29 protein-coding genes and 1 riboswitch are annotated in these 25,405 nt (G+C 60.6%); of the genes, 8 read left to right on the plus strand and 21 right to left on the minus strand.

The window, feature by feature from the left end; genetic code table 11:
• Positions 1 to 153: 153 nt before the first annotated feature.
• The 21 genes from cobT to pduF form a co-directional block, all read right to left on the minus strand.
• Positions 154 to 1,209: a nicotinate-nucleotide--dimethylbenzimidazole phosphoribosyltransferase gene (cobT, locus tag ABLU88_RS25075; protein WP_148849906.1), complete on the minus strand. Its 1,056-nt coding sequence runs from the start codon at positions 1,207 to 1,209 to the stop codon at positions 154 to 156.
• Positions 1,210 to 1,283: 74 nt separating this feature from the next.
• Positions 1,284 to 1,829: a bifunctional adenosylcobinamide kinase/adenosylcobinamide-phosphate guanylyltransferase gene (cobU, locus tag ABLU88_RS25080; protein WP_004853703.1), complete on the minus strand. Its 546-nt coding sequence runs from the start codon at positions 1,827 to 1,829 to the stop codon at positions 1,284 to 1,286.
• Positions 1,823 to 3,346: a cobyric acid synthase gene (locus ABLU88_RS25085; RefSeq protein WP_064378224.1), complete on the minus strand. Its 1,524-nt coding sequence runs from the start codon at positions 3,344 to 3,346 to the stop codon at positions 1,823 to 1,825. The genes cobU and ABLU88_RS25085 overlap by 7 nt, the downstream gene beginning before the upstream one ends.
• Positions 3,343 to 4,158, minus strand: a complete 816-nt coding sequence (locus ABLU88_RS25090; protein WP_004105088.1) for an energy-coupling factor ABC transporter ATP-binding protein — start codon at positions 4,156 to 4,158, stop codon at positions 3,343 to 3,345. Before ABLU88_RS25090 ends, ABLU88_RS25085 begins: the two co-directional genes overlap by 4 nt.
• Positions 4,159 to 4,166: 8 nt before the next feature.
• The gene (locus tag ABLU88_RS25095; protein WP_014839396.1) at positions 4,167 to 4,844 is read right to left on the minus strand and encodes an energy-coupling factor ABC transporter transmembrane protein; all 678 of its coding nucleotides are present in this window, start codon (positions 4,842 to 4,844) and stop codon (positions 4,167 to 4,169) included.
• Positions 4,831 to 5,112, minus strand: coding sequence for an energy-coupling factor ABC transporter substrate-binding protein (locus ABLU88_RS25100; protein ID WP_004133685.1), 282 nt, complete (start codon positions 5,110 to 5,112; stop codon positions 4,831 to 4,833). Before ABLU88_RS25100 ends, ABLU88_RS25095 begins: the two co-directional genes overlap by 14 nt.
• A gap of 1 nt (position 5,113) precedes the next feature.
• Positions 5,114 to 5,851 carry a cobalt ECF transporter S component CbiM gene (cbiM, locus tag ABLU88_RS25105; protein ID WP_004124457.1) on the minus strand — a complete coding sequence of 246 codons (738 nt, stop codon included), beginning with the start codon at positions 5,849 to 5,851 and terminating at the stop codon, positions 5,114 to 5,116.
• On the minus strand, positions 5,848 to 6,561 hold the full coding sequence (locus ABLU88_RS25110) for a cobalt-factor II C(20)-methyltransferase (protein WP_032751062.1): 714 nt from the start codon (positions 6,559 to 6,561) through the stop codon (positions 5,848 to 5,850). Before ABLU88_RS25110 ends, cbiM begins: the two co-directional genes overlap by 4 nt.
• Positions 6,558 to 7,352, minus strand: a complete 795-nt coding sequence (locus tag ABLU88_RS25115; RefSeq protein WP_025107438.1) for a sirohydrochlorin cobaltochelatase — start codon at positions 7,350 to 7,352, stop codon at positions 6,558 to 6,560. Before ABLU88_RS25115 ends, ABLU88_RS25110 begins: the two co-directional genes overlap by 4 nt.
• A gap of 10 nt (positions 7,353 to 7,362) precedes the next feature.
• Positions 7,363 to 8,148, minus strand: coding sequence for a cobalt-precorrin-6A reductase (locus tag ABLU88_RS25120; protein WP_025107437.1), 786 nt, complete (start codon positions 8,146 to 8,148; stop codon positions 7,363 to 7,365).
• A complete protein-coding gene (locus tag ABLU88_RS25125; RefSeq protein ID WP_004105101.1) occupies positions 8,145 to 8,870 on the minus strand; it encodes a precorrin-3B C(17)-methyltransferase in 726 nt (241 codons plus the stop codon). The genes ABLU88_RS25120 and ABLU88_RS25125 overlap by 4 nt, the downstream gene beginning before the upstream one ends.
• Positions 8,870 to 9,925 (minus strand): cobalt-precorrin 5A hydrolase, encoded by a 1,056-nt coding sequence (cbiG, locus tag ABLU88_RS25130; RefSeq protein WP_014226630.1) that lies wholly within the window; start codon positions 9,923 to 9,925, stop codon positions 8,870 to 8,872. The genes ABLU88_RS25125 and cbiG overlap by 1 nt, the downstream gene beginning before the upstream one ends.
• Complete coding sequence (locus ABLU88_RS25135; protein WP_064358539.1) at positions 9,906 to 10,679, minus strand: cobalt-precorrin-4 methyltransferase; 774 nt, start codon at positions 10,677 to 10,679, stop codon at positions 9,906 to 9,908. The genes cbiG and ABLU88_RS25135 overlap by 20 nt, the downstream gene beginning before the upstream one ends.
• Complete coding sequence (locus ABLU88_RS25140; protein ID WP_025107435.1) at positions 10,672 to 11,241, minus strand: decarboxylating cobalt-precorrin-6B (C(15))-methyltransferase; 570 nt, start codon at positions 11,239 to 11,241, stop codon at positions 10,672 to 10,674. The genes ABLU88_RS25135 and ABLU88_RS25140 overlap by 8 nt, the downstream gene beginning before the upstream one ends.
• A complete protein-coding gene (locus ABLU88_RS25145; protein ID WP_025107434.1) occupies positions 11,231 to 11,836 on the minus strand; it encodes a cobalt-precorrin-7 (C(5))-methyltransferase in 606 nt (201 codons plus the stop codon). Before ABLU88_RS25145 ends, ABLU88_RS25140 begins: the two co-directional genes overlap by 11 nt.
• Positions 11,830 to 12,969: a cobalt-precorrin-5B (C(1))-methyltransferase CbiD gene (gene cbiD / locus ABLU88_RS25150; protein WP_348838361.1), complete on the minus strand. Its 1,140-nt coding sequence runs from the start codon at positions 12,967 to 12,969 to the stop codon at positions 11,830 to 11,832. The genes ABLU88_RS25145 and cbiD overlap by 7 nt, the downstream gene beginning before the upstream one ends.
• Complete coding sequence (locus ABLU88_RS25155; protein WP_004133657.1) at positions 12,966 to 13,598, minus strand: cobalt-precorrin-8 methylmutase; 633 nt, start codon at positions 13,596 to 13,598, stop codon at positions 12,966 to 12,968. The genes cbiD and ABLU88_RS25155 overlap by 4 nt, the downstream gene beginning before the upstream one ends.
• A 10-nt stretch (positions 13,599 to 13,608) precedes the next feature.
• A complete protein-coding gene (gene cbiB / locus ABLU88_RS25160) occupies positions 13,609 to 14,568 on the minus strand; it encodes an adenosylcobinamide-phosphate synthase CbiB (RefSeq protein WP_014839404.1) in 960 nt (319 codons plus the stop codon).
• Complete coding sequence (locus ABLU88_RS25165) at positions 14,565 to 15,944, minus strand: cobyrinate a,c-diamide synthase (protein WP_032751068.1); 1,380 nt, start codon at positions 15,942 to 15,944, stop codon at positions 14,565 to 14,567. Before ABLU88_RS25165 ends, cbiB begins: the two co-directional genes overlap by 4 nt.
• 87 nt (positions 15,945 to 16,031) lie before the next feature.
• Positions 16,032 to 16,200: riboswitch (cobalamin riboswitch) on the minus strand.
• Positions 16,201 to 16,500: 300 nt separating this feature from the next.
• Positions 16,501 to 17,412, minus strand: a complete 912-nt coding sequence (gene pocR / locus ABLU88_RS25170; RefSeq protein WP_014226637.1) for a regulatory protein PocR — start codon at positions 17,410 to 17,412, stop codon at positions 16,501 to 16,503.
• Positions 17,413 to 17,600: 188 nt separating this feature from the next.
• Complete coding sequence (pduF, locus tag ABLU88_RS25175; RefSeq protein WP_004105118.1) at positions 17,601 to 18,401, minus strand: propanediol diffusion facilitator PduF; 801 nt, start codon at positions 18,399 to 18,401, stop codon at positions 17,601 to 17,603.
• 523 nt (positions 18,402 to 18,924) lie between these two features.
• On the opposite strand from pduF, the gene pduA reads away from it, so the two are divergent.
• The 8 genes from pduA to pduJ are packed head-to-tail and all read left to right on the plus strand — an operon-like array spanning position 18,925 to position 25,405.
• The gene (gene pduA, locus ABLU88_RS25180) at positions 18,925 to 19,209 is read left to right on the plus strand and encodes a propanediol utilization microcompartment protein PduA (RefSeq protein WP_001183618.1); all 285 of its coding nucleotides are present in this window, start codon (positions 18,925 to 18,927) and stop codon (positions 19,207 to 19,209) included.
• On the plus strand, positions 19,206 to 20,018 hold the full coding sequence (gene pduB / locus ABLU88_RS25185) for a propanediol utilization microcompartment protein PduB (protein ID WP_004205485.1): 813 nt from the start codon (positions 19,206 to 19,208) through the stop codon (positions 20,016 to 20,018). Before pduA ends, pduB begins: the two co-directional genes overlap by 4 nt.
• 18 nt (positions 20,019 to 20,036) lie before the next feature.
• Entirely contained in the window at positions 20,037 to 21,701 is a 1,665-nt protein-coding gene (gene pduC / locus ABLU88_RS25190) for a propanediol dehydratase large subunit PduC (protein WP_004105132.1), read from the plus strand.
• Between the two features lie 10 nt (positions 21,702 to 21,711).
• Positions 21,712 to 22,386 carry a propanediol dehydratase medium subunit PduD gene (gene pduD / locus ABLU88_RS25195; protein WP_004853784.1) on the plus strand — a complete coding sequence of 225 codons (675 nt, stop codon included), beginning with the start codon at positions 21,712 to 21,714 and terminating at the stop codon, positions 22,384 to 22,386.
• Positions 22,387 to 22,400: 14 nt separating this feature from the next.
• Positions 22,401 to 22,922, plus strand: a complete 522-nt coding sequence (gene pduE / locus ABLU88_RS25200) for a propanediol dehydratase small subunit PduE (RefSeq protein WP_004133648.1) — start codon at positions 22,401 to 22,403, stop codon at positions 22,920 to 22,922.
• A gap of 15 nt (positions 22,923 to 22,937) precedes the next feature.
• Entirely contained in the window at positions 22,938 to 24,770 is a 1,833-nt protein-coding gene (pduG, locus tag ABLU88_RS25205; protein WP_025107429.1) for a propanediol dehydratase reactivase alpha subunit PduG, read from the plus strand.
• Complete coding sequence (gene pduH, locus ABLU88_RS25210) at positions 24,760 to 25,137, plus strand: propanediol dehydratase reactivase beta subunit PduH (protein ID WP_025107428.1); 378 nt, start codon at positions 24,760 to 24,762, stop codon at positions 25,135 to 25,137. The genes pduG and pduH overlap by 11 nt, the downstream gene beginning before the upstream one ends.
• Positions 25,130 to 25,405, plus strand: a complete 276-nt coding sequence (gene pduJ / locus ABLU88_RS25215; RefSeq protein WP_004853788.1) for a propanediol utilization microcompartment protein PduJ — start codon at positions 25,130 to 25,132, stop codon at positions 25,403 to 25,405. The genes pduH and pduJ overlap by 8 nt, the downstream gene beginning before the upstream one ends.

Below are 25,405 nucleotides of genomic sequence, written 5' to 3' on the forward strand. Positions count from 1 at the left end.
CTCGTCGGGCTCATAACCCGAAGGTCGTCGGTTCAAATCCGGCCCCCGCAACCAACATCATAAACACCCTCAAGGGTGTTTTTTTGTATCTGCGATTCGCAAAATCTTATACCTGATTCAGGGAACGGCGCAGCGCCGCTCCCCGGCCCTTTTTCAGCCCTTCGGCAACACAATATTGCTCGCCGCCAGCATGCCCATCTCGTGATACATCGCGCAGGCCGCTTCCACGATCGGCATCGCCAGCGCCGCGCCGCTGCCTTCGCCCAGGCGCATCCCCATGTTGAGGTAGGGTTCCAGCTCGAGATGCATCAGCGCCGTACGCGCCCCCTTCTCCGCCGAATAGTGGGACGGGATCAGATAGGGTTTCACTTCCGGCGCAATTCGGCACGCCGCCAGCGCCGCCGCGTAGGAGAGGAAACCATCGAGCAGCACCGGCAGGCCGCAGGAGGCCGCGCCCAGCATCACGCCCGTCATCCCCAATAAATCAAAACCGCCCACTTTCGCCAGCACGTCGAGACCATCGTTCGGGTCAGGCCGGTTGACGGCGATAGCCCGGCGCACCACTTCCACTTTATTAGCGACCTTCGCCAACGGCAGATTAGCGCCAATCCCGACCACCTCCTGGGCATCGCTGCCGGTCAGAACGCTGACAATCGCCGCCGCCGGGGTGGTATTGGCCATTCCGAGCTCCCCGACGCCAAACAGCGTGACGCCATCCTTCGCCAGCCCTCGGGTATAGCGCATCACCTCCAGCAGCAGCTCTTCCGCCTGGCCGCGGCGCATTGCCGGACCGACGGCGATATTGCCGCAGCCGCGCGCCACGCGCATGTTGATAACGCCCGGTATCAGCTCGGCATCGATCCCGACATCAATCACGTGCATTTTCGCGCCCGCCTGCGCCGCCAGCACGCAAACGCCGGTTTTACCCAGCGTCATATTCGCCGCCTGGATGGCGGTCACCGCTTTCGGCGAGATGGCGACCCCTTCGTCCCACACGCCGTGGTCGGCGCACATCACCAGCAGCGCCTTCTTTTTCACCTGCGGCACGCCGTCAAGACCGGGCATGCCCGCCAGCTGTACGGCAAGATCTTCAAGGCGTCCAAGGCTTCCGGGCGGCTTCAGCAGGCCGTCGATATGAAGCCGGGCGCGCGCCATCGCGCTTTCATCAGGCGCCGGGATCGCGCCCAGTAGAGAGGTTAAGCTTTGCATAGAGGTTCTCGTCTTGTTGGCTGGCTCATGGCAGAGCCAGCAGGAAGAATAACGCCCGGTACGGCGCGCCTGGCCTATTTGATTTTTACGCCAATGCCCGACACCACCAGCCACACCTCGTCCGCCGCCGCAGCAAGGCGCTGGTTAACGCGTCCGGCGATATCGCGGAAATGGCGGGCCAGACGGTTTTCCGGCACAATCCCCATCCCCACTTCGTTGGTCACCAGCACCACGCGGGCCGGGCAGCGCTGGCAGGCGGCAATCAGTACCGCGATTTCGGCGTCGATCGCCCGCTCCATCGCCGCATAATCCCAGTCGTCCGGCGCGCTGTCGCCCCCCAGCGCAAACAGCAGGTTGGTTACCATGGTGGTGATACATTCCAGCAAAATCGCCTCCTCCGGGGCGATATCCGGGGTGATCAGTTCATCAAGCTGCTGCCAGCGCTCGGCGGTGCGCCAGTGCGCGGGCCTGCCGTCGCGGTGGTGCTGGATCCTCGCCGCCATCTCGTCATCAAAGATCTGCGAGGTGGCGATATAGAGTACCTGCGGCGCATGGGCGATCAGCGCTTCGGCATGGCGGCTTTTACCGCTGCGCGCCCCGCCGGTGACTAAAGTCAGCATACGGGCTCCTGATGTTGGCGCATGATGGCGTAGATTTTTTCAATATCAATATGCTGACGCATCGCGTCCGCCAGCAGATCGAACTGGCGAGATTTATACTGCGCATACTCGAAATCGCTATCCAGCGCCGCCAGCCCTTTACGCTGGCGCAGGCCGTTAACCAGCGCGCGGGTAAATGCATCGCTATCGAACAGGCCGTGCAGATAGGTGCCAAACGCCAGGCCGTCATCGCTGACCGCGCCGTCCGCCACGCTCAGGCCGCCTTTATGTAATTGCATCAGAGAACGGCAGCCGTCGCGCAGCTCGGTTTCGCCCATATGAATTTCGTAGCCGCTTACCGCCAGCCCCGCCGTTGCCGCCAGCCACGCCGGCAGCGCCGGAGCCAGAGTCGCCGTTACCTGGGTGGTCGTTTTGCTGTGCGCAAAGTGGGTGACGGTATTGAGCAACCCCAGCCCCGGCTGGGTGCCAAGCCCCGACTCCACCTCATCGATTATGGTTTCGCCGAGCATCTGATAGCCGCCGCAGATCCCCAGCACCGGTACGCCCTGACGCCGGGCCTGCAGTACCGCGTGCGCCATGCCGCTCTCGCGCAGCCAGCCCAGGTCGCCGAGCGTATTTTTACTGCCCGGCAGGATAATCATATCCACGCCCGCCAGCTCCTGGGGCTGGCGAACATAGCGGACGCGGACGTCCGGCTGCGCCGCCAGCGCGTTGAAATCGGTAAAATTGGCGATGTGCGGCACCTGTATCACGGCAATCTCAATATCACGCCTGTCGGTACGCAGATATTTCCCTTTTTGCAGCGCGACGCCGTCCTCATCTTCAAGATCGACGTCCAGCCACGGCATGACGCCGAGCACCGGGACGCCGGTGAGCGCTTCTATCTGCTCGATCCCGGAATACAGCAGCGCCACGTCGCCGCGAAATTTATTGATAATCACCCCTTTGACCCGCGCACGTTCGCGGTCATGCAGCAGCGCGAGCGTGCCGTAGATGGAGGCGAATACGCCGCCGCGATCGATATCCGCCACGAGGATCACCGGGCACTGGGCCATCTCGGCCATGCCCATATTGACGATGTCGCGATCGCGCAGATTGATCTCCGCCGGACTGCCCGCCCCTTCCAGCACCAGCACATCATGTTCGGCGGCCAGGCTGTTATAAACCGCGAGGATCTGTTCCCGCAGGCGCGGCTTGTATTCGTGATAGCTCACCGCGTCCATATCGGTCGCCACTTTGCCCATCAGCACCACCTGCGCTTTGCGGTCGCTGGTTGGCTTAAGCAGCACCGGGTTCATGCGCACATCCGGGGTAATGCCCGCCGCTTCGGCCTGGAAAATCTGCGCGCGGCCCATCTCTTTGCCATCCGGCGTGATACCGGAATTAAGCGCCATATTCTGCGATTTAAACGGCGCGGTGCGCTGCCCGTCCTGATAAAAGATGCGGCACAGCCCCGCGACCAGCACGCTTTTGCCGACGTCGGAAGCGGTGCCCTGTAACATAATTGCCAGCGTCATGACGCCTCCTTCATCGCGTTGCTTCGCATCCGCGTAAAAAATTCTTCTTCGGTTTTACACAGCGGCAGCCCGAGCTGCGCGTGCAGTTTCACCAGCCACGGCTGGGTTAGCCCGGCCTGGGCCATCAGTTCGCTGCGGGCAAACACCTCCCCGGGTTCGCCGTGCGCCAGCACTTCGCCGCGGCGTAACACGTAAACCGCATCGCTGATTTCATAGATCAGATCGATGTCGTGGCTGGAGATCGCCACGTGGTTGCCCCGATCGGCAATGCGCTTAATGATGTCGATCATCTGCGCGCGCCCCGAGGGATCGAGCCCCGCCGTCGGCTCGTCGAGCAGTAAATAGCGCGCCTGCAGCACCAGCGCGCCGGCTATCGCCACGCGCTTTTTCTGCCCGTGGCTCAGGCACTGAATCGGCTGGTGACGAAACCCCTGGGCATCGACGAGAGTCAGGGCATCGTCCACCCGGCGGGCAATTTCCTCTTCCGCAACCCCCAGGTTACGCAGGCTAAAGGCGATATCGCTGTCGATATCGGTATAGAAAATCTGCTGGTCCGGGTCCTGGAAAACGGTCGCCACCTGCTGACGCAGCGCCAGCAGGCCGCGTTTGCTGTAGTCCAGCGGTTTTCCCTGCCACAGCACCGCCCCGCTCTGCGGGCGCAGCAGACCGCTCAGGTTCATAAACAGCGTGGATTTTCCGCAGCCGTTCGCCCCCACCAGTCCGGTCACCGCGTGATGGGAAAAATCCAGCGTCAGCCCCTTCAGCACCGGCTCGTCCTGATAGCGAAACCAGAGATCGGTCGTGGCAAGCATACTTATCCTTAGAGGTGAAAGTCACCCTGATACAGTTTGATATCCAGCGTGGTGCTCATCTGCTGGTAGCGGATCATCACCCGGGTAAACAGCAGCCCTACCAGCATCGCCAGCGAACGATAGCCCTTCGGCACGCTACGGTAGCCAAAACGTAATGTTTGCGCACGATGAATCGCCAGCGCTTCGTCTAACAGAATAAAAATAAAGCGCCAGGTTAGCAGGATTTGCTCGGTCAGCAGCCGCGGCACCCGCCCGCGCTTGAGCAGCACAATAAGCTGCGGGAACGGCAGATTCAGCACCAGCCAGAAGGTGGACGCCAGCGCCGCCAGGCTGCGCCAGAAGGTCTGATTGGCGGTCGTCAGCCCCTCCGACGTAATGCCCAGCCAGACGCTGCCCAGCGGCAGGCTCACCAGCAGATCCTGCGGATTGCGGCTGACGCTAAACAGAATGGTCAGCACGCCGATCAGCAGGAAGCCAAACGGCAGCGCCATCCAGCGGCACCAGCGCCACGGCGAGACCCGCAGCAGCCAGCAGGTTAAGGCGGCAATCAGCGCCATTTCGATACCCTGCCCCAGCGGAGGCAGGGTAAAGGCCAGCACCATCAGCAGCAGCCAGAACAGGAACTTGCGCTCCGGCGCGACGTGAAACCAGCGGCTCTGATAGCTAAGTCGGTCAAACCCGGTCATCACGGCGCTGTCTGCCTTTGCTGTAGCCCAGAATATAGAAAATCACCGCCGCGCCGAGGGAGCCCTGGAGCGTAAACAGCAGGCTCTCAATTTCTCCACTCGCCGGTTCGTACAGCGGCTGGAACCACGGCTCATAATGCGGCGCGACCACCTGAATCTGGCTCTCCGCCTCGCCGTCCGAACCGCCAAACTCGCCGCCGTGATCGACAAAGAACGGCAGGATCACCAGCGCCACCACCATGGCTAACAATATCAGCGTCTTTTTCATGTTAATGCCCCTGTGCGGTAATCAGCTGACGTTTGGTCAACTGGTCGTAGATCATGACGGTTAACAGTCCTTCAGCAATGGCGATCGGGATCTGGGTCAGGCAGAAGATCCCCATAAACTTGACGATCGATCCGGTCGCGCCGGCGGTCGGATCCGGGAAGGCCACGCCGAGCTGTACGGAGGTGACAAAGTAGGTCACCAGATCCGCCAGCATCGCGCAGAGAAACACCCCGACATCGCGGCGAATGCCCGCGCGGCAGGCCATTTTCCACACCATATAGCCGACCACCGGCCCGATGACCGCCATCGACATCCCGTTCGCGCCGAGCGTCGTCAGCCCACCGTGCGCCAGCAGCAGCGCCTGGAACAGCAGCACGATGGCGCCAAGGATCGCCACCACGCCAGGCCCGAAGAGAATCACCGCCAGGCCGACGCCGGTCGGGTGCGAACAGCTACCGGTCACGGAAGGAATTTTCAGCGCCGAGAGGACAAAAATAAACGCCCCGCACAGCGCCAGCAGCACCTTCTGGTTGTTATCTTCCTGCACAATGCGGCGCAGGCGCACCAGCCCGTACCACAGGCAGGGTAAAAACAGCAGCCACCATGCCAGGGCCCACATCGGCGGTAAAAACCCCTCCATAATGTGCATCGCGAAAGCCTTTTCGGGTACCACTATCAGCAATAGCGCCGCAGCTAACCCGCTGAAAGACAGCTGTTTTAGCTGTTGTTCAAGTTTCATTCTGCATACTCCCACTGTTTATTGACCAGAATGGTCGAGAAATAGGGCAGCGGCTGGTCGTCGCTGACATCACGGAGATGGCGCCAGCACTGCTCGCCCGGCAGCGTGGCTTCGGACATCATCAGCGCGGCATCCAGCAGACCGTTTTTCGCCAGCAGCGCTTTGATGCGGGGAAACCGCCCGTACACTTTCATCAGCACCAGGCTTTCATGCTGGCGCAGCGCCTGCTCGATTTCCGTTTCCGGCGCGGTGCAGGAGATCACCGCCAGCGACTGCTGCTCCATGGCCAGCGGCGTTTTTGAACGCGCGGCAATGGCGGCGAAAGAGGTGACGCCGGGAACAATCTCCAGCCACTCCGGGCTGCCGATACGCTGGAGTAAGAACACCCAGGTGCTGAACAGCATGGCGTCGCCGAGGGTAATAAACCCGACCTGCTTGCCCGCCTCCACTTCCTGCACCAGCGCGGCGGCGACCTCATCCCATACCGCCTCTTTTTCCGCGCTGTCGGCGCTCATCGGGAAATGGCAGCAGCGCACTTCGGTCCGTTCGCCGATATACTCCCGCACGATGGAGAGCGCGAGGCTGTCGCCGCCTTTACGTCCGGCGGGCGCGTAGAGAATGTCCAGCTTGCCCAGCACCCGCGCCGCGCGCACGGTGATCAGGTCAGCGGCGCCAGGGCCGGTACTCAGGGCATACAGTTTGCCGCTCATGCCGCCTCCTCCATCGCCAGGCTCAGCGCCTGCTGCAGGTGAGCGACGAACATTGCGCGCACCGCCGGATTCTCTCCCAGCCCGTTCAGCCACGGCGTCGCCGTGATACCGGCGGCGTTGAACAGCGTTTTCCAGGAGTCCTCTTCGTCCGAGGCCATATCGTTAATGGCGTGATCGCCGGCCACCAGCATCAGCGGCATCAGGTGCACGCCCTTCACCCCCTGCCGGCGCAGGCTGTCGATAAGAATATCGACTTCCGGATAGCTCTCGACCGCGCCGACCCGCGCCGGAAACCCCTTCGCCGTCATCATATGGTCCAGACAGGCGTAGGCGGCGAAAGCGTGATGGCTGGCGCCGTGGCCCATAAAGACCACCGTTTCATCGGCGGCAATCGGCGGCATCTGCTGGCGCAGCGCCTGCATCAGCTGGACATAATCATTATGGCTGCTCAGCAGCGGCGCCCCCAGCGTCAGGCGGAGGAACAGCGGGCGCAGGCTTTGCACTTCACGGACGATCTTTTCATATTCATCGCCGTTGATAATGTGCAGCGACTGAATCGCCACATCCTGGTAGCCCTGCTCGGCCAGCTTCTGCAACGCCTGCAGCGGCGTATCAATCTCGATACCGTCGCGCTGCTTGAGCTTGCGGATAATCATCCCGGAGGTGAAGGCGCGAAAGGTGTCGCGGTCCGGGCAGCTGGCCGCCAGCTCGCGCTCGCAGGCGACGATATTCTTTTCACAGGTGTCGGGATAGCTGGTGCCAAAACTGACCACCAGAAGCGCTTTTTTCATTTCGGACTCCTTAAGCAGCGGCCAGCCAGCGCGCTAAGCGCCGGGCAAAGGCAGCCTGACTTTCCAGTAATTCTTCACCGGTCACCAGCGGTGCCGGGCGCGTAATCACGATGCAGGGGATACCGGCATCCAGACAGGGTTGTACTTTTTCCTGATAGCCGCCTTCGGCGCCGGAGGCCTTAGTGATCACCACATCGGCCCGGCACTGGCGGTAGAAAGCGGCGTTGAACTCGGCGCTGAACGGCCCGCACAGGGCGAAGATCTCGCCAACGCCGAACCCCAGTCCGGCGCACTGGGCGATGACATCGGCGACCGGCAACACCCGGGCCAGCAGCGTTTTTTCGCCTAATCCCGCCCGCCAGCGCGCCAGATCTTTGCTTCCGGTGGTGAGCAGCACGCGCTGGCCGAAGCGCCGCGCCACCTCGCAGGCCTGTTCAATGCTCTCCACGGTATAGAGCAGCGGATGCGTCAGGCCGCTCAGCTGTTCAGGGCGCTGATAGCGGCTCAGCAGCACGCCGGCGGTTTCGCAGGCCCGGACGATATTGCGGCTCACCGCTTCGGCGTAGGGGTGCGAAGCATCGATCACCCAGCGGGTCCGGTTAGCCTTCAGCCAGGCGATCATCTCCTCCAGCTCGAGACGCCCGCAGCGCACCTGGCCGCGAATGTCTCCCGCCAGCTGCTGGCCGGTGGGCGTCGCCACCGACAGGGTGTATTTAACCTGCGCCGCGTCAAGCTGCTGGCACAGCGCCCGCGCGTCGCTGGTTCCGCCCATCACCAGCACCTCGCCGTGGCTCACAGCACGTAGCCTCGCGGGGTGATCATCAGGCCATCCTGGATATACGTCGCTTTGTTGCCAACGATCACCAGGCTGGTCATATCGACCGGTGCAAAATCCATCTCCCCCAGGGTGGTCAGCCATTTCTCCTGTTTTTTACGTCCGGCGGACTTCACGACCCCCACCGGAGTCTGCGCGCTTTTGCTGGCCGACAGCAGCTCAAAGGCGCGCGCCAGATGGCCCTCGCGGCCGCGGCTGCGCGGATTGTAAAAACAGATCACGAAGTCGGCTTCCCCGGCGGCGACAATACGCTTTTCAATCACCGGCCACGGTGTCAGCAGGTCGCTGAGGCTGATATGGCAGAAGTCGTGCATCAGCGGCGCGCCCAGCAGCGAGGCGGCGGCGATGCTGGCGGTCATCCCCGGGATCAGGCGGACTTCCACATCCAGCTTCTGCTTGCTGACCAGCTCAAGCACCAGTCCGGCCATGCCGTAAATACCGGCGTCGCCGCTGCTGATCAGCGCCACGTTATGCCCGGCCTGCGCCAGCTCAATCGCCGCCTGGCAGCGCTCAATCTCTTTGCACATCCCGGTTTTGATCACCTGCTTATCGCCGGTAAAGGCTTTCACCAGGTGCGTGTAGGTTTTATAGCCAACGACGATTTCCGCCGCTTGCAGCGCTTCAATGGCTTCCATGGTCATCATGGACTGCGAGCCAGGGCCGATTCCGATTACGCTTAACATCAGTGTGAAACTCCCAAAGTGATAGTGACGCCCTGTTCGCGCAGGGTTTCGCCCAACAGTTGCCCATGGCTCAGCAGCCAGGCCGCCGGGCCGGATACGCTCCCCACGCCGACGGTTTTTCTGACGAACGATGAAGCGGGGAAATGGTGCTCATGCTCGCGCAGCGCATCAGCGGGAAAGGTTTCGAACGGTACGCGACAGCAGGAGGCCAGCTGAATCAGCCCCTGCTCGTGCTTCTTCAGCGTCACGCTGCCGATGGCTTTCAGCGCCAGCGGATCCAGGCGCTGCGCCTCAAGCTGGCGCGCCAGCAGCGCTGCTAACAGCGGGAATGGCGTATCGCGACGGCAGCCAATTCCGGCGACCACCCGCTGCGGCACCAGCTTCCAGTGCGGCACGGCGATGGCCGGCAGCTCGTTGCGCAGCGTGACGCAGACCAGCGCGTCCAGCTCGGGAAGCTGGTGCAGATCGGTCACGGTGATAAATCCCCGCCGGTCGCAGCGGCTGACGTCTTCATCCAGCTCGTCGTCCCACCACAGGCCGACGCGCTGCTGGCTGACCAGCATCTGGTTGACGGTTTTCACCGCCGCGCGGAAATCGCTCATCCGGGCATTAAGCTGGAATGCCAGGGTATCCAGCGCCGCCATCTCGTTGACGTCGGTGGCGGTGGTGATCACCGGGTCGGCGCCGAGCATCCCGGCCAGATAGCGGCTGAGGGCATTCGCGCCCCCCGCGTGGCCGGAAAGCAGGCTAATAACGTGCTGGCCGCGCTCGTCAATCACTACCACCGCCGGGTCGCTGAACTTGTCATTCACCAGCGGGGCCAGCACGCGTACCGCGATCCCGGTGGCGCCGATGAAAATCAGCGCCGAATAGCTGCTGAAGGCCTCGCGCGCGGCGCTGGCAAAACCGTTTTCAAAGGGGAGAAACCCCTCTTCCAGCAGCTTCTCGCTGGTAAAGCAGGTTAACGGCAGCATCGCCGCCAGCCGTTTCGCCAGCCGCACGCCGCCAGGGGTCAGGCAGAAAAGCGCGATTGATTCAGGCTTTACGGTATTCATGGCTAAAGTCCGCCGCGTAGAGTTTTGAGTAGTGATACTCAGAGCCCAGGAAATTCCCGACCAGAATGAGCGCCGTTTTGCGGATCCCCGCCTCGCGCACCTTGTCGCCGATATCCGCCAGGGTACCGCGTACGGTCTGGCTTTCCGGCCAGGTCGCTTTGTAGATCACCGCCACCGGCGTGGTTGCCGGGTAGCCGCCTTCCATCAGGCGCTCCGCCACCCGGTGAATGCGCTGTACGGAAAGGTAAATCGCCATCGAGGTCTGGTGGCTGGCAAACGACTCAAGCTGCTCGCGCTCCGGCACCGGCGTGCGCCCTTCGAGGCGGGTAATAATCAGGCTCTGGGAGACTTCCGGGACGGTGTATTCGACGCCAAGCTCCGCCGCGGCGCCCAGAAACGCGCTGACGCCCGGCACCACCTGCCAGTCGATGCCGCGTTTGGTCAGCTCTTCGCCCTGCTCGCGGACCGAGCCGTACAGCGACACGTCCCCGGTCTGTAAACGCACCACCGTTTTCCCGGCTTTAACGCCGGCTTCCATCAGGTCGAGAATTTGCGCCAGATGCAGTTCGGCGCTGTCGTGACACTCGGCGCCGGGCGGACAGTACTCCAGCAGCTCGGTGTTAATCAGCGACCCGGCGTAGATCACCACCTGGGCCTGCTGGAGCAAACGGTACCCCTTGAGGGTAATCAGCTCACGGTCGCCCGGCCCTGCGCCAACGAACCACACACAACGGGGGTCAAATGTCTCAGCCATGGTTTTCTTCCTTCTGACAGGCGATAACAAAAACGGGATTATTCGGTTTGAAATAGTGGCCGCTGCCCAGCGCGGTCAGCGATGAAACGTTCAGCTGCAGGCAATCAATCTGCGTAATCCCCCGCTGCCGCAGATAGTCGAGAGCGGCGTTCAGGTTCTCCTGCAGGATAAAGGTCATCACCAGACGACCGCCGGGGTAGAGCTGCTGCCACGACCAGTCAATCAGTTCGTCGAGGCGGCCGCCGCTGCCGCCCATAAAAATGGCGTCGGCCCGCTCGGTGATCACCATCGGCGCTTCGCCGGGCAGGATCTCAATGTTGCCGCAGGCGAAATGCTGGCGGTTTTCGTCCAGCAGCTGCAGGGCCGCGGGATTGCGTTCGACCGCCGTTACCTGCAGCGAGGGGTACTGCAGCGCCGCCTCAATCGACACGCTGCCGGTACCGGCGCCGATATCAATCAGGTGGCTTGCCCGGTGTAGCTCAAGTTTGGCCAGCGCCAGCGCGCGAACCGCCTCTTTGGTCATCGGCACCTTCTCGCCGCGCAGAAAAAGCTCATCTTTCATCGAGGATCACCACCGCGTTCATCTCATATTCGCCGTCGACCTCACTGACCGGTAGCCAGCGGATCCGCTCGTTATCCATCGCCAGATTTTCGCCAATCACCATCCAGCGATACCCTTTACCCCGCGCCGCCAGCTGGGCGGCGATTTCCCGCGGCCCGCAGCGCCCGTCGGTCACCATCGCCACCTTGCGCTGGCGAGCCAGCTCATCAAAACAGACGTCCCGCCCGTGGCTGCTGGTCAGCCAGATATCGTTCATATCGATACCGGCCTTCGCGCAGAGATACTGCACCGCGCTGATGCCGGGGATAATGCGCACGCGCTCGATGCCAAAGTGGGCGATCAGCCGCGTACCGATGCCGTAAAACAGCGGGTCGCCGGAGGCCAGCACCACCACCTTCTGCGCTTCGCGTTCGCCGAGCCATACCAGCAGTTCGGCAATATTGGCGCCCAGCGCAAACCGTTCGCCGTCAAACTCAGGGAACTGCTGTAAATGCCGCTTGCCGCCCACCAGCGCGTCCGCGCTGGCGACCGCGTCCCGCGCCGCCGGCGTCATCAGATGCAGGCCTGACGGGCCCATGCCGACGACCGTTAACATGCCATCTCCCGCGCAATCTCGGCGATCGGGCGATTGCTGCCGAGGACCTTGTTATCAAAGGAGAACATGATGGCGTCGCAGACGGGCGGCGTTTTGGTAAAGCGCAGCATCTGCATCACCCGCAGGCAGATGCGTTCGGCAAGATGGTGATAGATATGCTGAAAACCGTACGCGTCGATGTGCTCCATCGCCGCTTCGGTGGTATCGCATTCGCTCACCAGCTGCAGCAGCGTCAGCGGCGCGCCCAGCAGCGCCAGATGCGCGACCAGGGTTTCCATCCGCGCATCGGCGATATGGCTGTGGGTGTGGAAGATCCCGGCGGCGACTTTAATCAGCTTGCCGGGATGGCCAATCAGCACGATCTGGCGGAACCCCAGGCGCACGGCCTCTTCAATCATGTAGCCGACGAAGTTGCTCATGGTGACCACCACCTGCGCATCAATGCCCATCTGCTCGCGTACAAAGCGCTCGCCGTGGTTGCCCGGCACCAGCACCACCCGCTCCAGCCCCGCCGCGCGCTTAATTTCCAGCTCCAGCGACAGTGAACGCTTCCAGCTCTCCTCCGACATCGGCGTCACGATACCGGTGGTGCCGATAATCGAGATGCCGCCCAGGATCCCCAGCCGCGAGTTATAGGTTTTCTGCGCCCGCGCCTCGCCTTCCGGGGCGAAAATCTCTACCGTCGCCCCGCGCGACGGGCCAATCGCCTCGCGCACCGCCGACTCGATGGTGTGGCGCGGGGTGCGGTTAATCGCCGGGCTGCCGATGGGCAGGCCGATCCCTTTGCGGGTGACCGTGCCGACGCCTTCGCCGCCGCGCAGGGTAATCTCGCCGGAATCGTCGAGCGTCACGCGGGCGAAAATCAGCATCCCGTGGGTGGCGTCAACGTCATCGCCGCCGTCTTTACGGATGGCAGCGATCGCCTGCTGCCCTTCAACGTGCGGCGACTCGACGTTAAGGCACAGGGTGACGCCGGAAGGGGTGACAATGGAGACCTGATGAATCAGATGCTGACGCATCACCATCAGCGCCGCGACCTTTGCTGCCGCCGTGGCGCAGGATCCGGTGGTATAGCCTTTGCGCAGCGCCTTGCCGTTGTGCCATACCGGGGCGTCAAAGGATTGCTCGCTCATCGCGCCCCCTGTAAGTGGTACAAAATGGCGTTGACGATGGCGGCGGCGACGTTGCTGCCGCCTTTACGACCCAGCGCGGCGATGCCCGGCAGGCCGCTCTGCGTCAGGGCCTCTTTCGACTCCGCCGCGCCGACGAAACCGACCGGCACGCCAATCACGCCGTTGACCGCGACGTCATGCTCCAGCAGACGAAACAGCGCGGTGGGCGCATTGCCGAAAACAAACACCTTCTCGCCCTCTTCGGCGACCGCGATATCAACCGCCGCCATCGAGCGGGTCATCCCCTGCGCTTTGGCCTCCGCCACCACCCGCGGATCGCTGATATAGCAGCGGCACTCGCCGCCGAATTTCGCCAGCAGGGTTTTATTGATCCCGGACAGGGCCATGGTGGTATCGGTATAAAGCGTGCAAGGCTGGCTCAGGGCGGCGCTCAAGCGCGGAAGCACGTCGGGCGAAAACCACAGGATATCCAGCCAGTCAAAATCAGCGGTGGTGTGGATTACCCGCTTGATAATGGCTTCGTGCAGCGGGCTGGCAAAGCGGTAGTCCGGGCGGGTCTGCGCAATAATGTCGCCAATAATGTCGAAGCTTTTCGCCTCAATCGCCTGCGGTTGCTGGATATAGTGCATTCATTTGTCCTCAGGCAGCGCCGACCAGCCAGTACCGGACCGCCATAAACAGCGCCAGCGCCAGGGTCGAAGACACCCACATCAGTCGAATCGTTCGGGAAATATCGTCTACGGAAATATCGCGCGTCGCGTCGCCGATCCACGGCTTCTCCACGCGCTGTCCAAAGTAATCGTTAGGGCCGCCAAGCCGGATGCCGAGCGCCCCGGCGACCGCCGCTTCCGACCAGCCGCAGTTCGGGCTGCTGTGGTTGTAGCGGTCGCGCCAGCCGATGCGCAGCGCGCGGCCGCCCGCTTCACCGCAGAGGAGAGCGGCGAGGCTGATAAGCAGCCAGCTCAGGCGGGCGGGGATAAAGTTGGCGACATCATCGAGGCGGGCGCTGACCATGCCGATGGCCCGATATTTTTCGTGCTTATAGCCGACCATCGAATCCAGGGTGTTGACCGCTTTATAGGCCATCGCCAGCGGCGCGCCGCCCAGCAGCAGAAAGAAGAGCGGCGCGATAATGCCGTCGACGGTGTTCTCCGCGACGGTTTCCACCACCGCGCGATTAATCTGCTGCGGCGCAAGCTGCGACGTGTCGCGCCCGACGATCCACGACAGCTTGATACGGCTTTCCGCCAGATCCCCCGCGCGCAGCGGGCGCTCGACGTCCCGCGCCGACTGCGCCAGGCAGCGTCCGGCCAGCACGGTGAAAATCATCCATACCTCAACCAGCCAGCCAAGCCACGGATGAATCGTCCGCGCCAGCGCCAGCACGCCCCAGCAGACGCTCCACGTTAGCCCGACCACCACCAGCCACATCACGGCGCCGCCGACGCGCAGGGCGACATCGCTGCGGCAATAGCGGCGCACGCCGCGCTGAACGGCGGCGATCAGGTTGCCAATCCAGCGCACCGGATGCGGCCAGCTCTGCGGATCGCCGATGATAAAATCGAGGAGCCAGGCAACGCCCCATGCCAGCAGCGTCATAGCGCGCTCCTTGCCGCAGCCAGCCAGTGGTTAAGCATGATGGGACGCTGCGCAAAGTGCAGGTGCAGATAGCTGGCGAACGTGTTGCCCACCTGCCAGCCGCCCGACCACTGCTGAAGAGTCATACCGTCGCGGACTTTGCGGCAGGCCAGAACCGCCGGGATCTCAGGGGTAAAATCCGAGTAGTGAAACTCATGCCCGCGCAGGGTTTCGCCGGGCGCCGCCAGCAGCGTTTGCCGCATCGCCCGCGCCTCGCAGTAGCCAAAGCGGGTAAGCCGTTTGCCCATCTTGCTGTGGCCGGGAATCAGATTGGCCATCGGATAGATGTCGCCGCTGGCGTCTTCAAGGGTGCTGCCGAGATACATCAAACCGCCGCACTCGGCGTAAATCGCCACCCCGCGCCGGTGCGCCTCCCGCAGCTGCGCCAGCATCGACGTATTGGCCGCCAGCCCGGCGGCATGAATTTCCGGATAGCCGCCGCCGAGCCAAATCATCTGGCACGGCGGAAGCTCGCTATCGCGCAGCGGACTGAAGCGCACGATATTCACCCCGCAGCGTTCAAGCAGCGTAAGGTTATCCGGGTAGTAAAAGTTGAAGGCTTCGTCGTCGGCCAGCGCCAGCGTCAGGCCCGCGCCGGCGTCGGGCGACGGCAGCGGGGGCCACTCCCCGGCGGGTAGGGCGGTGAGCTGGCTAAGAGCCAGGAGCCGTTCAATATCCAGCGTTTGCGCCAGCGTTTGGGCAAAATCGCGCCACGGCTGCTGATTGACCAGCGACTCGCGGGCGGTGACCAGCCCCAGATGGCGTTCAGGTAACGCCACCCCTTCCACTCGCGGTACGTAGCCGAGCACCGGCAGCCCGCAATAGCGTTCAATGGCGCCTTTGAGAAGCTGATAATGGGATTCGCTGTTGACGCGATTGACGATAACGCCGGCGATATTCAGGCTGGGGTCGAAGTGTTGAAATCCCATCACCGTGGCGGCGATAGAGGTGGAAACCGCTTTGCCATCTACCAGCAAAATGACCGGACAGCCGAGCTGTTTAGCCATCGCGGCGGTGCTGCAGTAGCCAGGGTCGGTACCGAAGCCGTCATACAGTCCCATCACGCCCTCAATGACCGCGATATCCGCCCGCTGCATCCGTTCGCAAAACAGCGCATTGAGCACCGGTTCCGGGAGCATAAAGCTGTCGAGGTTGCGGGAAGCGACGCCGCTGACGGCGGTGTGCCAGCCGGTATCGAGGTAGTCCGGGCCGACTTTGCAGGGCTGAACCCGCATACCGCGCTGCTTCAACAGGCTGAGCAGACCAAGCGTAACGGTGGTTTTACCACAACCGCTGCCGGTACCTGCGAGAATAAATGCGTGCTGCCTGGCTGCCATACCCCGATCCTGTGCCGGGTGGTAGGGCTGCGTGCATTCCCAGTCTTTCGACTGTACGCATCTGAGCAACCCACTTCCCACCGAAGTTGTTGATTATTACCGACAGGCAGGTCTTCTGGCTTAGCGTCGTCCTCTCCCATCCTTCCCAATCCGCTAAGCAGATCAGTGGCTAAATATGGGTTCGTCAGCATCACAGCAGCGGGGGCTGCGGGGGATTCACACCCCCTTCCCTGGCGCCTGTCGGTTTAGTCCGTCATGATTCGAGCGGGACTGCCCGGCTCGCATGATTTCCGGAATATCTTACGGAAGCTGGATGGCTCCCGTCGTGTTTAATTTTTAATTACCAAGGCCGTTTCATTACGCCGATGGCGCGCTGAAAGCCATTTCGGATATCACTCTATCCCATCAAATAAATAAAAACTGGTGCAGCTTATCGTTCTCTCATTATTATTTTGTTGCGCTATGACAATTTATTGCTCTGAATGAGATATTTTCATTTTAGAATGAGCCAGATACAAGGGCATATCAAAAATCGGCAATAACAAAATATTGTCATTTAAAATGACTCAGTTTGTGATCTGGCGTTAATTTGCTGGCGATAGGCCTGCGGAGTGACCTGATAAGCCTGGCGAAAAACTTTGCAAAAATAGCTGGTTTGCGAAAATCCTAAATTCCGCGCAATGCTGGCGATGCTCCAGTCGCTGTGGCAAAGCAGCTCTTTGGCGCTCACCATCCGCTGATGGTTCACCCACGCGTTAAAACCGATACCCTGATATTTTTTAAATAGCTTACTGAAGTAATAGGGGCTGAGATAAACGTGGGCGGCGACGTCTTCCAGGCGAAGCTCGTCGGATAAATGGGCGTCAATGTAGCGCAGCGCTTTCTTCATTTTGCTGTCGTGAGGGCTGGCGACCCGGCTGGCGCGCGCGGGTTCCGGCTGCTGGGGATTATCTTTAATCACCACAAAGTTGAGCTGCTTTTTCAGGCAGTTCTCGACGATCAGCTTCAGTAAATCCGCGGAGGCAATCACTCTGGAGTAGTCCATCTCCGGCACGTCGCGGAACGCGTTGAGCAGCTCGGGGTCCGCCTGCCAGCCGTCGTCCACGTTGAGGATATCCACCAGTTCTACATCGTTGCTTAAGCGCACCTGCCCGCATAGCACGAAGCCCACAAGGTGCCCGGCGATAACCAGAGGAATGGAAAAATCAGTTAACCCGGCGTGGCAGCGGTAGATACAGAGCTGATCGGTTTTTGACGCCTCGAGGCCGCCGCAGCGGTCGCTCATCCGGCAGCGGGTGCTGTGCTGAGGGTGCTGGCGCATCAGCTGGCAGAAAGGGGTGAAGTTAAACAGTTCAGATATTTCATCACCGTGAATATTGACAACCACAACCGCCAGACTGGTGGCCTGCGCAAAATCCTGTGCGATTTTATTAATGAGTTCTGAGTTCAGTGTGCTCGCAGAAATCATGATAAAACCTCTCAGTTAATTTTTTGTTATAAATAAAACATTTCTTTAATATTCACTTCCTTTCATCATCATTTACCGCCAACGATAAAAGAATATTACGATAGCAAAAGTCTCCCATCCGTGGGAGACGTTTTTGGCCAGTTCGTGATACCGGTTCATGAAAATTTTTCGCTATTTCAGCGGATGCATTAATCCTCTAATTTACAGGTATTACACGGTAAGTTATTTCCTATCAGATAACGATAGATGGCCGCGCCGAGGCAGGCGCCGATCAGCGGCGCAATAATCGGCACAATAAAGTACGGAATATCCCTTCCGCCGGTCATCGCGATATCGCCCCAGCCCGCCATCCACGTAAACAGCTTCGGCCCAAAATCACGCGCCGGATTCATCGCAAAGCCGGTCAGCGGCCCGGTTGACGCGCCAATCACCGCCACCAGCAGGCCAATCAGCAGCGGGGCCAGCGGCCCTTTCGGCACGCCGTTGCCGTCGTCGGTCAGCGCCATAATCATTCCCATCAGCATGGAGGTGATCACCACTTCGACCAGCGCCGCGTGCCAGATGCTCAGCGAGGCCGCCGGGTAGGTGCTGAAAATACTCGCCAGCTGCAGGCTCTCAACGCTGCCGCGAGCGATATGGTGGGCGGATTCAAACTCGGTAAACATAGTGCTGTACAGCACATAGGCCAGCACCGCGCCGCCGAAGGCGCCCGCGACCTGGGAGACAATATAGGGGAAGACTTTTCGCCCAGGAAAACAGGCAAATAGCCATAACGCAACGGTCACCGCCGGGTTGAGATGGCCGCCGGATATTCCCGACGTCAGATAGACGGCAAGCGAGATCCCCAGACCCCAGATAATGCATATCTCCCACAGTCCGAGGCTGGCTCCCGCTACCTTTAACGCGCTCAGGCAGCCGATGCCGAAAAACAAAAACAGCCCGGTGCCCAGAAACTCGGCGGTACATTGCGCTTTTAACGAATCATTCATGGTGACACCTTCTTAGCAGAGTTCGTGTCCTGACCAGCCAACCTCCTGCTGGCAGTAGAGTACAACGGGCCCACTATATGAACTCCGCTCCGCAAATTGTTGGCAACCTGCTGACGGCGGCCCCGGAAAATTCGGGCATCAATAACAAATTATTGTCATTGAATAACTCAGAATAGCATTGCTCACGCGCGGATTTCGCAATTACGCCATCGCCATGACATGCAAAAATATTGCTAAAACCAACTCATCGTTTTCCAACAAACATCACAAATCAGTTTTTCTCGCATAGCAGATAAAATTAAATTCGTCATGAACAAATTTGTAAATATGGAATATAAAAAACAAGATAATCACATAAAAACAAATAAAAATAACACTTAAAATCAATAGATTAAATTTAAATGTGGCAATTTTATATTATTCAATACCCACTATTTTTTCACCATCAAATTCAAGTCAGCCATTCTTTTTCCTCGCATCTTCTTATAGTTCCAACTATCGGAACACTCCATGCGAGGTCTTTATGCAACAAGAAGCACTAGGAATGGTAGAAACCAAAGGCTTAACCGCAGCCATAGAGGCCGCTGATGCAATGGTTAAGTCAGCCAATGTGATGTTAGTGGGCTACGAAAAGATTGGCTCCGGACTGGTGACCGTCATCGTACGCGGCGACGTTGGCGCGGTAAAAGCGGCCACCGATGCGGGGGCCGCCGCCGCACGTAATGTGGGTGAAGTGAAAGCCGTACACGTCATCCCACGCCCCCACACCGATGTAGAAAAAATCTTACCGAAGGGAATTAGCCAATGAGCAGCAATGAGCTGGTGGAACAGATCATGGCTCAGGTGATTGCCCGCGTGGCAACGCCGGAACAGCAGGCCATCCCTACTGAAAACCATCCAATACGAGAGACGGCTATGGCAGAAAAAAGCTGCAGTTTAACGGAATTTGTCGGGACCGCCATTGGCGACACCCTGGGTCTGGTTATCGCCAACGTCGATACCGCCCTGCTGGATGCGATGAAGCTTGAAAAGCGCTATCGCTCCATCGGCATTCTCGGCGCCCGCACCGGCGCTGGCCCGCACATTATGGCGGCGGACGAAGCGGTGAAAGCTACCAATACCGAAGTGGTCAGCATTGAGCTGCCGCGCGATACCAAAGGCGGAGCGGGCCACGGTTCGCTGATTATTTTGGGCGGTAACGACGTTTCCGACGTTAAGCGCGGTATCGAAGTCGCGCTGAAAGAGCTCGACCGCACCTTTGGCGATGTTTACGGCAACGAAGCCGGGCATATCGAGCTGCAGTACACCGCTCGCGCCAGCTACGCGCTGGAAAAAGCCTTCGGCGCGCCGATTGGCCGGGCCTGCGGCATCATCGTCGGCGCACCGGCCTCCGTAGGCGTACTGATGGCCGATACCGCCCTGAAGTCAGCCAACGTGGAAGTCGTGGCCTATAGCTCTCCGGCGCACGGCACCAGCTTCAGTAACGAAGCCATTCTGGTGATTTCCGGCGACTCCGGCGCGGTCCGCCAGGCGGTCACCTCCGCGCGCGAAATCGGCAAAACCGTCCTTGCGACCCTCGGTGCTGAACCGAAAAACGATCGCCCGTCCTACATCTGATACCCACGAGGCTGATTCATGAGATCGAAAAGATTTGAAGCACTGGCGAAACGCCCTGTGAATCAGGACGGCTTCGTTAAGGAGTGGATCGAAGAAGGCTTTATCGCGATGGAAAGCCCGAACGATCCGAAACCGTCGATTAAAATCGTTAACGGCGCGGTGACCGAGCTGGACGGGAAACCGGTAAGCGATTTTGACCTGATCGACCACTTTATCGCCCGCTACGGTATCAACCTGAACCGCGCCGAAGAAGTGATGGCGATGGATTCGGTCAAGCTGGCCAACATGCTGTGCGATCCGAACGTTAAACGCAGCGAAATCGTCCCGCTGACCACCGCGATGACGCCGGCGAAAATTGTCGAAGTAGTTTCGCATATGAACGTCGTCGAGATGATGATGGCGATGCAGAAAATGCGCGCCCGCCGCACCCCGTCCCAGCAGGCGCACGTCACCAACGTCAAAGATAACCCGGTACAGATTGCCGCCGACGCCGCCGAAGGGGCATGGCGCGGATTTGACGAACAGGAAACCACCGTTGCGGTAGCGCGCTATGCGCCGTTCAACGCCATCGCGCTGCTGGTGGGCTCGCAGGTAGGCCGTCCGGGCGTGCTGACGCAGTGCTCGCTGGAAGAAGCCACCGAGCTGAAGCTCGGCATGCTGGGCCACACCTGCTACGCCGAAACCATCTCCGTCTACGGCACCGAGCCGGTCTTTACCGACGGCGACGACACGCCGTGGTCGAAGGGCTTCCTCGCCTCGTCCTACGCCTCTCGCGGGCTGAAAATGCGCTTTACCTCCGGCTCAGGCTCGGAAGTGCAGATGGGCTACGCCGAAGGCAAATCCATGCTTTATCTGGAAGCGCGCTGCATCTACATCACCAAAGCCGCGGGCGTACAGGGTCTGCAAAACGGTTCCGTCAGCTGCATCGGCGTGCCGTCTGCGGTGCCTTCCGGCATTCGCGCGGTGCTGGCGGAAAACCTGATCTGTTCGTCGCTGGATCTGGAGTGCGCCTCCAGTAACGACCAGACCTTCACCCACTCCGATATGCGTCGTACCGCGCGCCTGCTGATGCAGTTCCTGCCGGGCACCGACTTTATCTCCTCCGGTTATTCCGCGGTGCCGAACTACGACAACATGTTCGCCGGCTCCAACGAAGATGCCGAAGACTTTGACGACTACAACGTCATCCAGCGCGACCTGAAGGTGGACGGCGGTTTGCGTCCGGTTCGCGAAGAGGACGTCATCGCCATCCGTAACAAAGCCGCCCGCGCGCTGCAGGCCGTGTTTGCCGGAATGGGGCTGCCGCCGATTACCGATGAAGAAGTTGAAGCCGCGACCTACGCCCACGGTTCGAAAGATATGCCGGAGCGCAACATCGTCGAAGACATCAAGTTCGCCCAGGAAATCATCAATAAAAACCGCAACGGTCTGGAAGTGGTGAAAGCGCTGGCGCAGGGCGGATTCACCGACGTGGCCCAGGACATGCTCAACATCCAGAAAGCCAAGCTGACCGGGGACTACCTGCATACCTCCGCGATTATCGTCGGCGACGGGCAGGTGCTGTCGGCCGTCAACGACGTCAACGACTATGCCGGTCCGGCAACGGGCTATCGCCTGCAGGGCGAACGCTGGGAAGAGATTAAAAACATCCCTGGCGCTCTTGATCCCAACGAGATTGATTAAGGGGTGAGAAATGGAAATTAATGAAAAATTGCTGCGCCAGATAATTGAAGACGTGCTCAGCGAGATGAAGGGCAGCGATAAACCGGTCTCGTTTAATGCGCCGGCGGCCTCCGCGGCGCCCCAGGCCACGCCGCCCGCCGGCGACGGCTTCCTGACGGAAGTGGGCGAAGCGCGTCAGGGCACCCAGCAGGACGAAGTGATTATCGCCGTCGGCCCGGCTTTCGGCCTGGCGCAGACCGTTAATATCGTCGGCATCCCGCATAAGAGCATTTTGCGCGAAGTCATTGCCGGTATTGAAGAAGAAGGCATTAAGGCGCGCGTGATTCGCTGCTTTAAATCCTCCGACGTGGCCTTCGTCGCCGTTGAAGGCAATCGCCTGAGCGGCTCCGGCATCTCTATCGGCATCCAGTCGAAAGGCACCACGGTGATCCACCAGCAGGGGCTGCCGCCGCTCTCTAACCTGGAGCTGTTCCCGCAGGCGCCGCTGCTGACCCTGGAAACCTATCGCCAGATCGGCAAAAACGCCGCCCGCTATGCGAAACGCGAATCGCCGCAGCCGGTCCCGACGCTGAATGACCAGATGGCGCGGCCGAAGTACCAGGCGAAATCGGCCATTTTGCACATTAAAGAGACCAAGTACGTGGTGACGGGCAAAAACCCGCAGGAACTGCGCGTGGCGCTTTGATAAAGGATAACTCCATGAATACCGACGCAATTGAATCGATGGTACGCGACGTATTGAGCCGCATGAACAGCCTGCAGGGCGAGGCGCCTGCGGCGGCTCCGGCGGCTGGCGGCGCGTCCCGTAGCGCCAGGGTCAGCGACTACCCGCTGGCGAACAAGCACCCGGAATGGGTGAAAACCGCCACCAATAAAACGCTGGACGACTTTACGCTGGAAAACGTGCTGAGCAATAAAGTCACCGCCCAGGATATGCGTATTACCCCGGAAACCCTGCGCTTACAGGCTTCTATTGCCAAAGACGCGGGCCGCGACCGGCTGGCGATGAACTTCGAGCGCGCCGCCGAGCTGACCGCGGTACCGGACGATCGCATTCTTGAAATCTACAACGCCCTCCGCCCCTATCGCTCGACGAAAGAGGAGCTGCTGGCGATCGCCGACGATCTCGAAAGCCGCTATCAGGCGAAGATTTGCGCCGCTTTCGTTCGCGAAGCGGCCACGCTGTACGTCGAGCGTAAAAAACTCAAAGGCGACGATTAATTACAGGGGTATGTGATGCGATATATAGCTGGCATTGATATCGGCAACTCATCGACGGAAGTCGCCCTGGCGACCCTGGATGAGGCTGGCGCGCTGACGATCACCCACAGCGCGCTGGCGGAAACCACCGGAATCAAAGGCACGTTGCGTAACGTGTTCGGGATTCAGGAGGCGCTCGCCCTCGTCGCCAGAGGCGCCGGGATCGCCGTCAGCGATATTTCGCTCATCCGCATCAACGAAGCGACGCCGGTGATTGGCGATGTGGCGATGGAAACCATTACCGAAACCATCATCACCGAATCGACCATGATCGGCCATAACCCGAAAACGCCCGGCGGCGCGGGGCTTGGCACAGGCATCACCATTACGCCGCAGGAGCTGCTAACCCGCCCGGCGGACGCGCCCTATATCCTGGTGGTATCGTCGGCGTTCGATTTTGCCGATATCGCCAGCGTGATTAACGCTTCCCTGCGCGCCGGGTATCAGATTACCGGCGTCATTTTACAGCGCGACGATGGCGTGCTAGTCAGCAACCGGCTGGAAAAACCGCTGCCGATCGTTGACGAAGTGCTGTACATCGACCGCATTCCGCTGGGGATGCTGGCGGCGATTGAGGTCGCCGTACCGGGGAAGGTCATCGAAACCCTCTCTAACCCTTACGGCATCGCCACCGTCTTTAACCTCAGCCCCGAGGAGACGAAAAACATCGTCCCGATGGCCCGGGCGCTGATTGGCAACCGTTCCGCCGTGGTGGTCAAAACGCCATCCGGCGACGTCAAAGCGCGCGCGATACCCGCCGGTAATCTTGAGCTGCTGGCCCAGGGCCGTAGCGTACGCGTAGACGTTGCCGCCGGCGCCGAAGCCATCATGAAAGCGGTCGACGGCTGCGGCAGGCTCGATAACGTCTCCGGCGAGTCGGGAACCAATATCGGCGGCATGCTGGAACACGTGCGCCAGACCATGGCCGAGCTGACCAACAAGCCGAGCAGCGAAATATTTATTCAGGACCTGCTGGCCGTTGATACCTCGGTACCGGTGAGCGTCACCGGCGGTCTGGCCGGGGAGTTCTCGCTGGAGCAGGCCGTGGGCATCGCCTCGATGGTGAAATCGGATCGCCTGCAGATGGCAATGATCGCCCGCGAAATCGAGCAGAAGCTCAATATCGACGTGCAGATCGGCGGCGCAGAGGCCGAAGCCGCCATCCTGGGGGCGCTGACCACGCCGGGCACCACCCGACCGCTGGCGATCCTCGACCTCGGCGCGGGCTCCACCGATGCCTCCATCATCAACCCCAAAGGCGACATCATCGCCACCCACCTCGCCGGCGCAGGCGACATGGTGACGATGATTATTGCCCGCGAGCTGGGGCTGGAAGACCGCTATCTGGCGGAAGAGATCAAGAAGTACCCGCTGGCTAAGGTGGAAAGCCTGTTCCATTTACGCCACGAGGACGGCAGCGTGCAGTTCTTCTCCACGCCGCTGCCGCCCGCCGTGTTCGCCCGCGTCTGCGTGGTGAAAGCGGACGAACTGGTGCCGCTGCCCGGCGATTTAGCGCTGGAAAAAGTACGCGCCATTCGCCGCAGCGCCAAAGAGCGGGTCTTTGTCACCAACGCCCTGCGCGCGCTGCGTCAGGTCAGCCCCACCGGCAACATTCGCGATATTCCGTTCGTGGTGCTGGTCGGCGGTTCGTCGCTGGATTTCGAAGTCCCGCAGCTGGTCACCGATGCGCTGGCGCACTACCGCCTGGTTGCCGGACGGGGAAATATTCGCGGCAGCGAGGGCCCCCGAAACGCGGTGGCCACCGGCCTGATTCTCTCCTGGCATAAGGAGTTTGCGCATGAACGGTAATTACAGCGCCCCGGCCATCGCGATCGCCGTCATCGACGGCTGCGACGGCCTGTGGCGAGAAGTGCTGCTGGGTATCGAAGAGGAAGGTATCCCTTTCCGGCTCCAGCATCACCCGGCCGGAGAGGTCGTGGACAGCGCCTGGCAGGCGGCGCGCAGCTCGCCGCTGCTGGTGGGCATCGCCTGCGACCGCCATACGCTGGTCGTGCACTACAAGAATTTACCCGCATCGGCGCCGCTTTTTACGCTGATGCATCATCAGGACAGTCAGGCCCATCGCAACACCGGTAATAACGCGGCACGGCTGGTCAAAGGGATCCCTTTCCGGGATCTGAATAGCGAAGCAACAGGAGAACAGCAGGATGAATAACGCACTGGGACTGGTTGAAACAAAAGGGTTAGTGGGCGCCATTGAGGCCGCCGATGCGATGGTGAAATCCGCCAACGTGCAGCTGGTCGGCTACGAAAAAATTGGCTCGGGCCTCGTCACCGTGATGGTGCGCGGCGACGTCGGCGCGGTCAAAGCGGCGGTAGACGCGGGCAGCGCGGCGGCGAGCGCGGTGGGCGAGGTGAAATCCTGCCACGTGATCCCGCGTCCGCACAGCGACGTTGAGGCCATTTTACCGAAATCAGCCTGA

Origin of the sequence: Klebsiella sp. GW_Kp182, assembly GCF_040062275.1 — a bacterium.
Classification (GTDB): domain Bacteria; phylum Pseudomonadota; class Gammaproteobacteria; order Enterobacterales; family Enterobacteriaceae; genus Klebsiella; species Klebsiella michiganensis.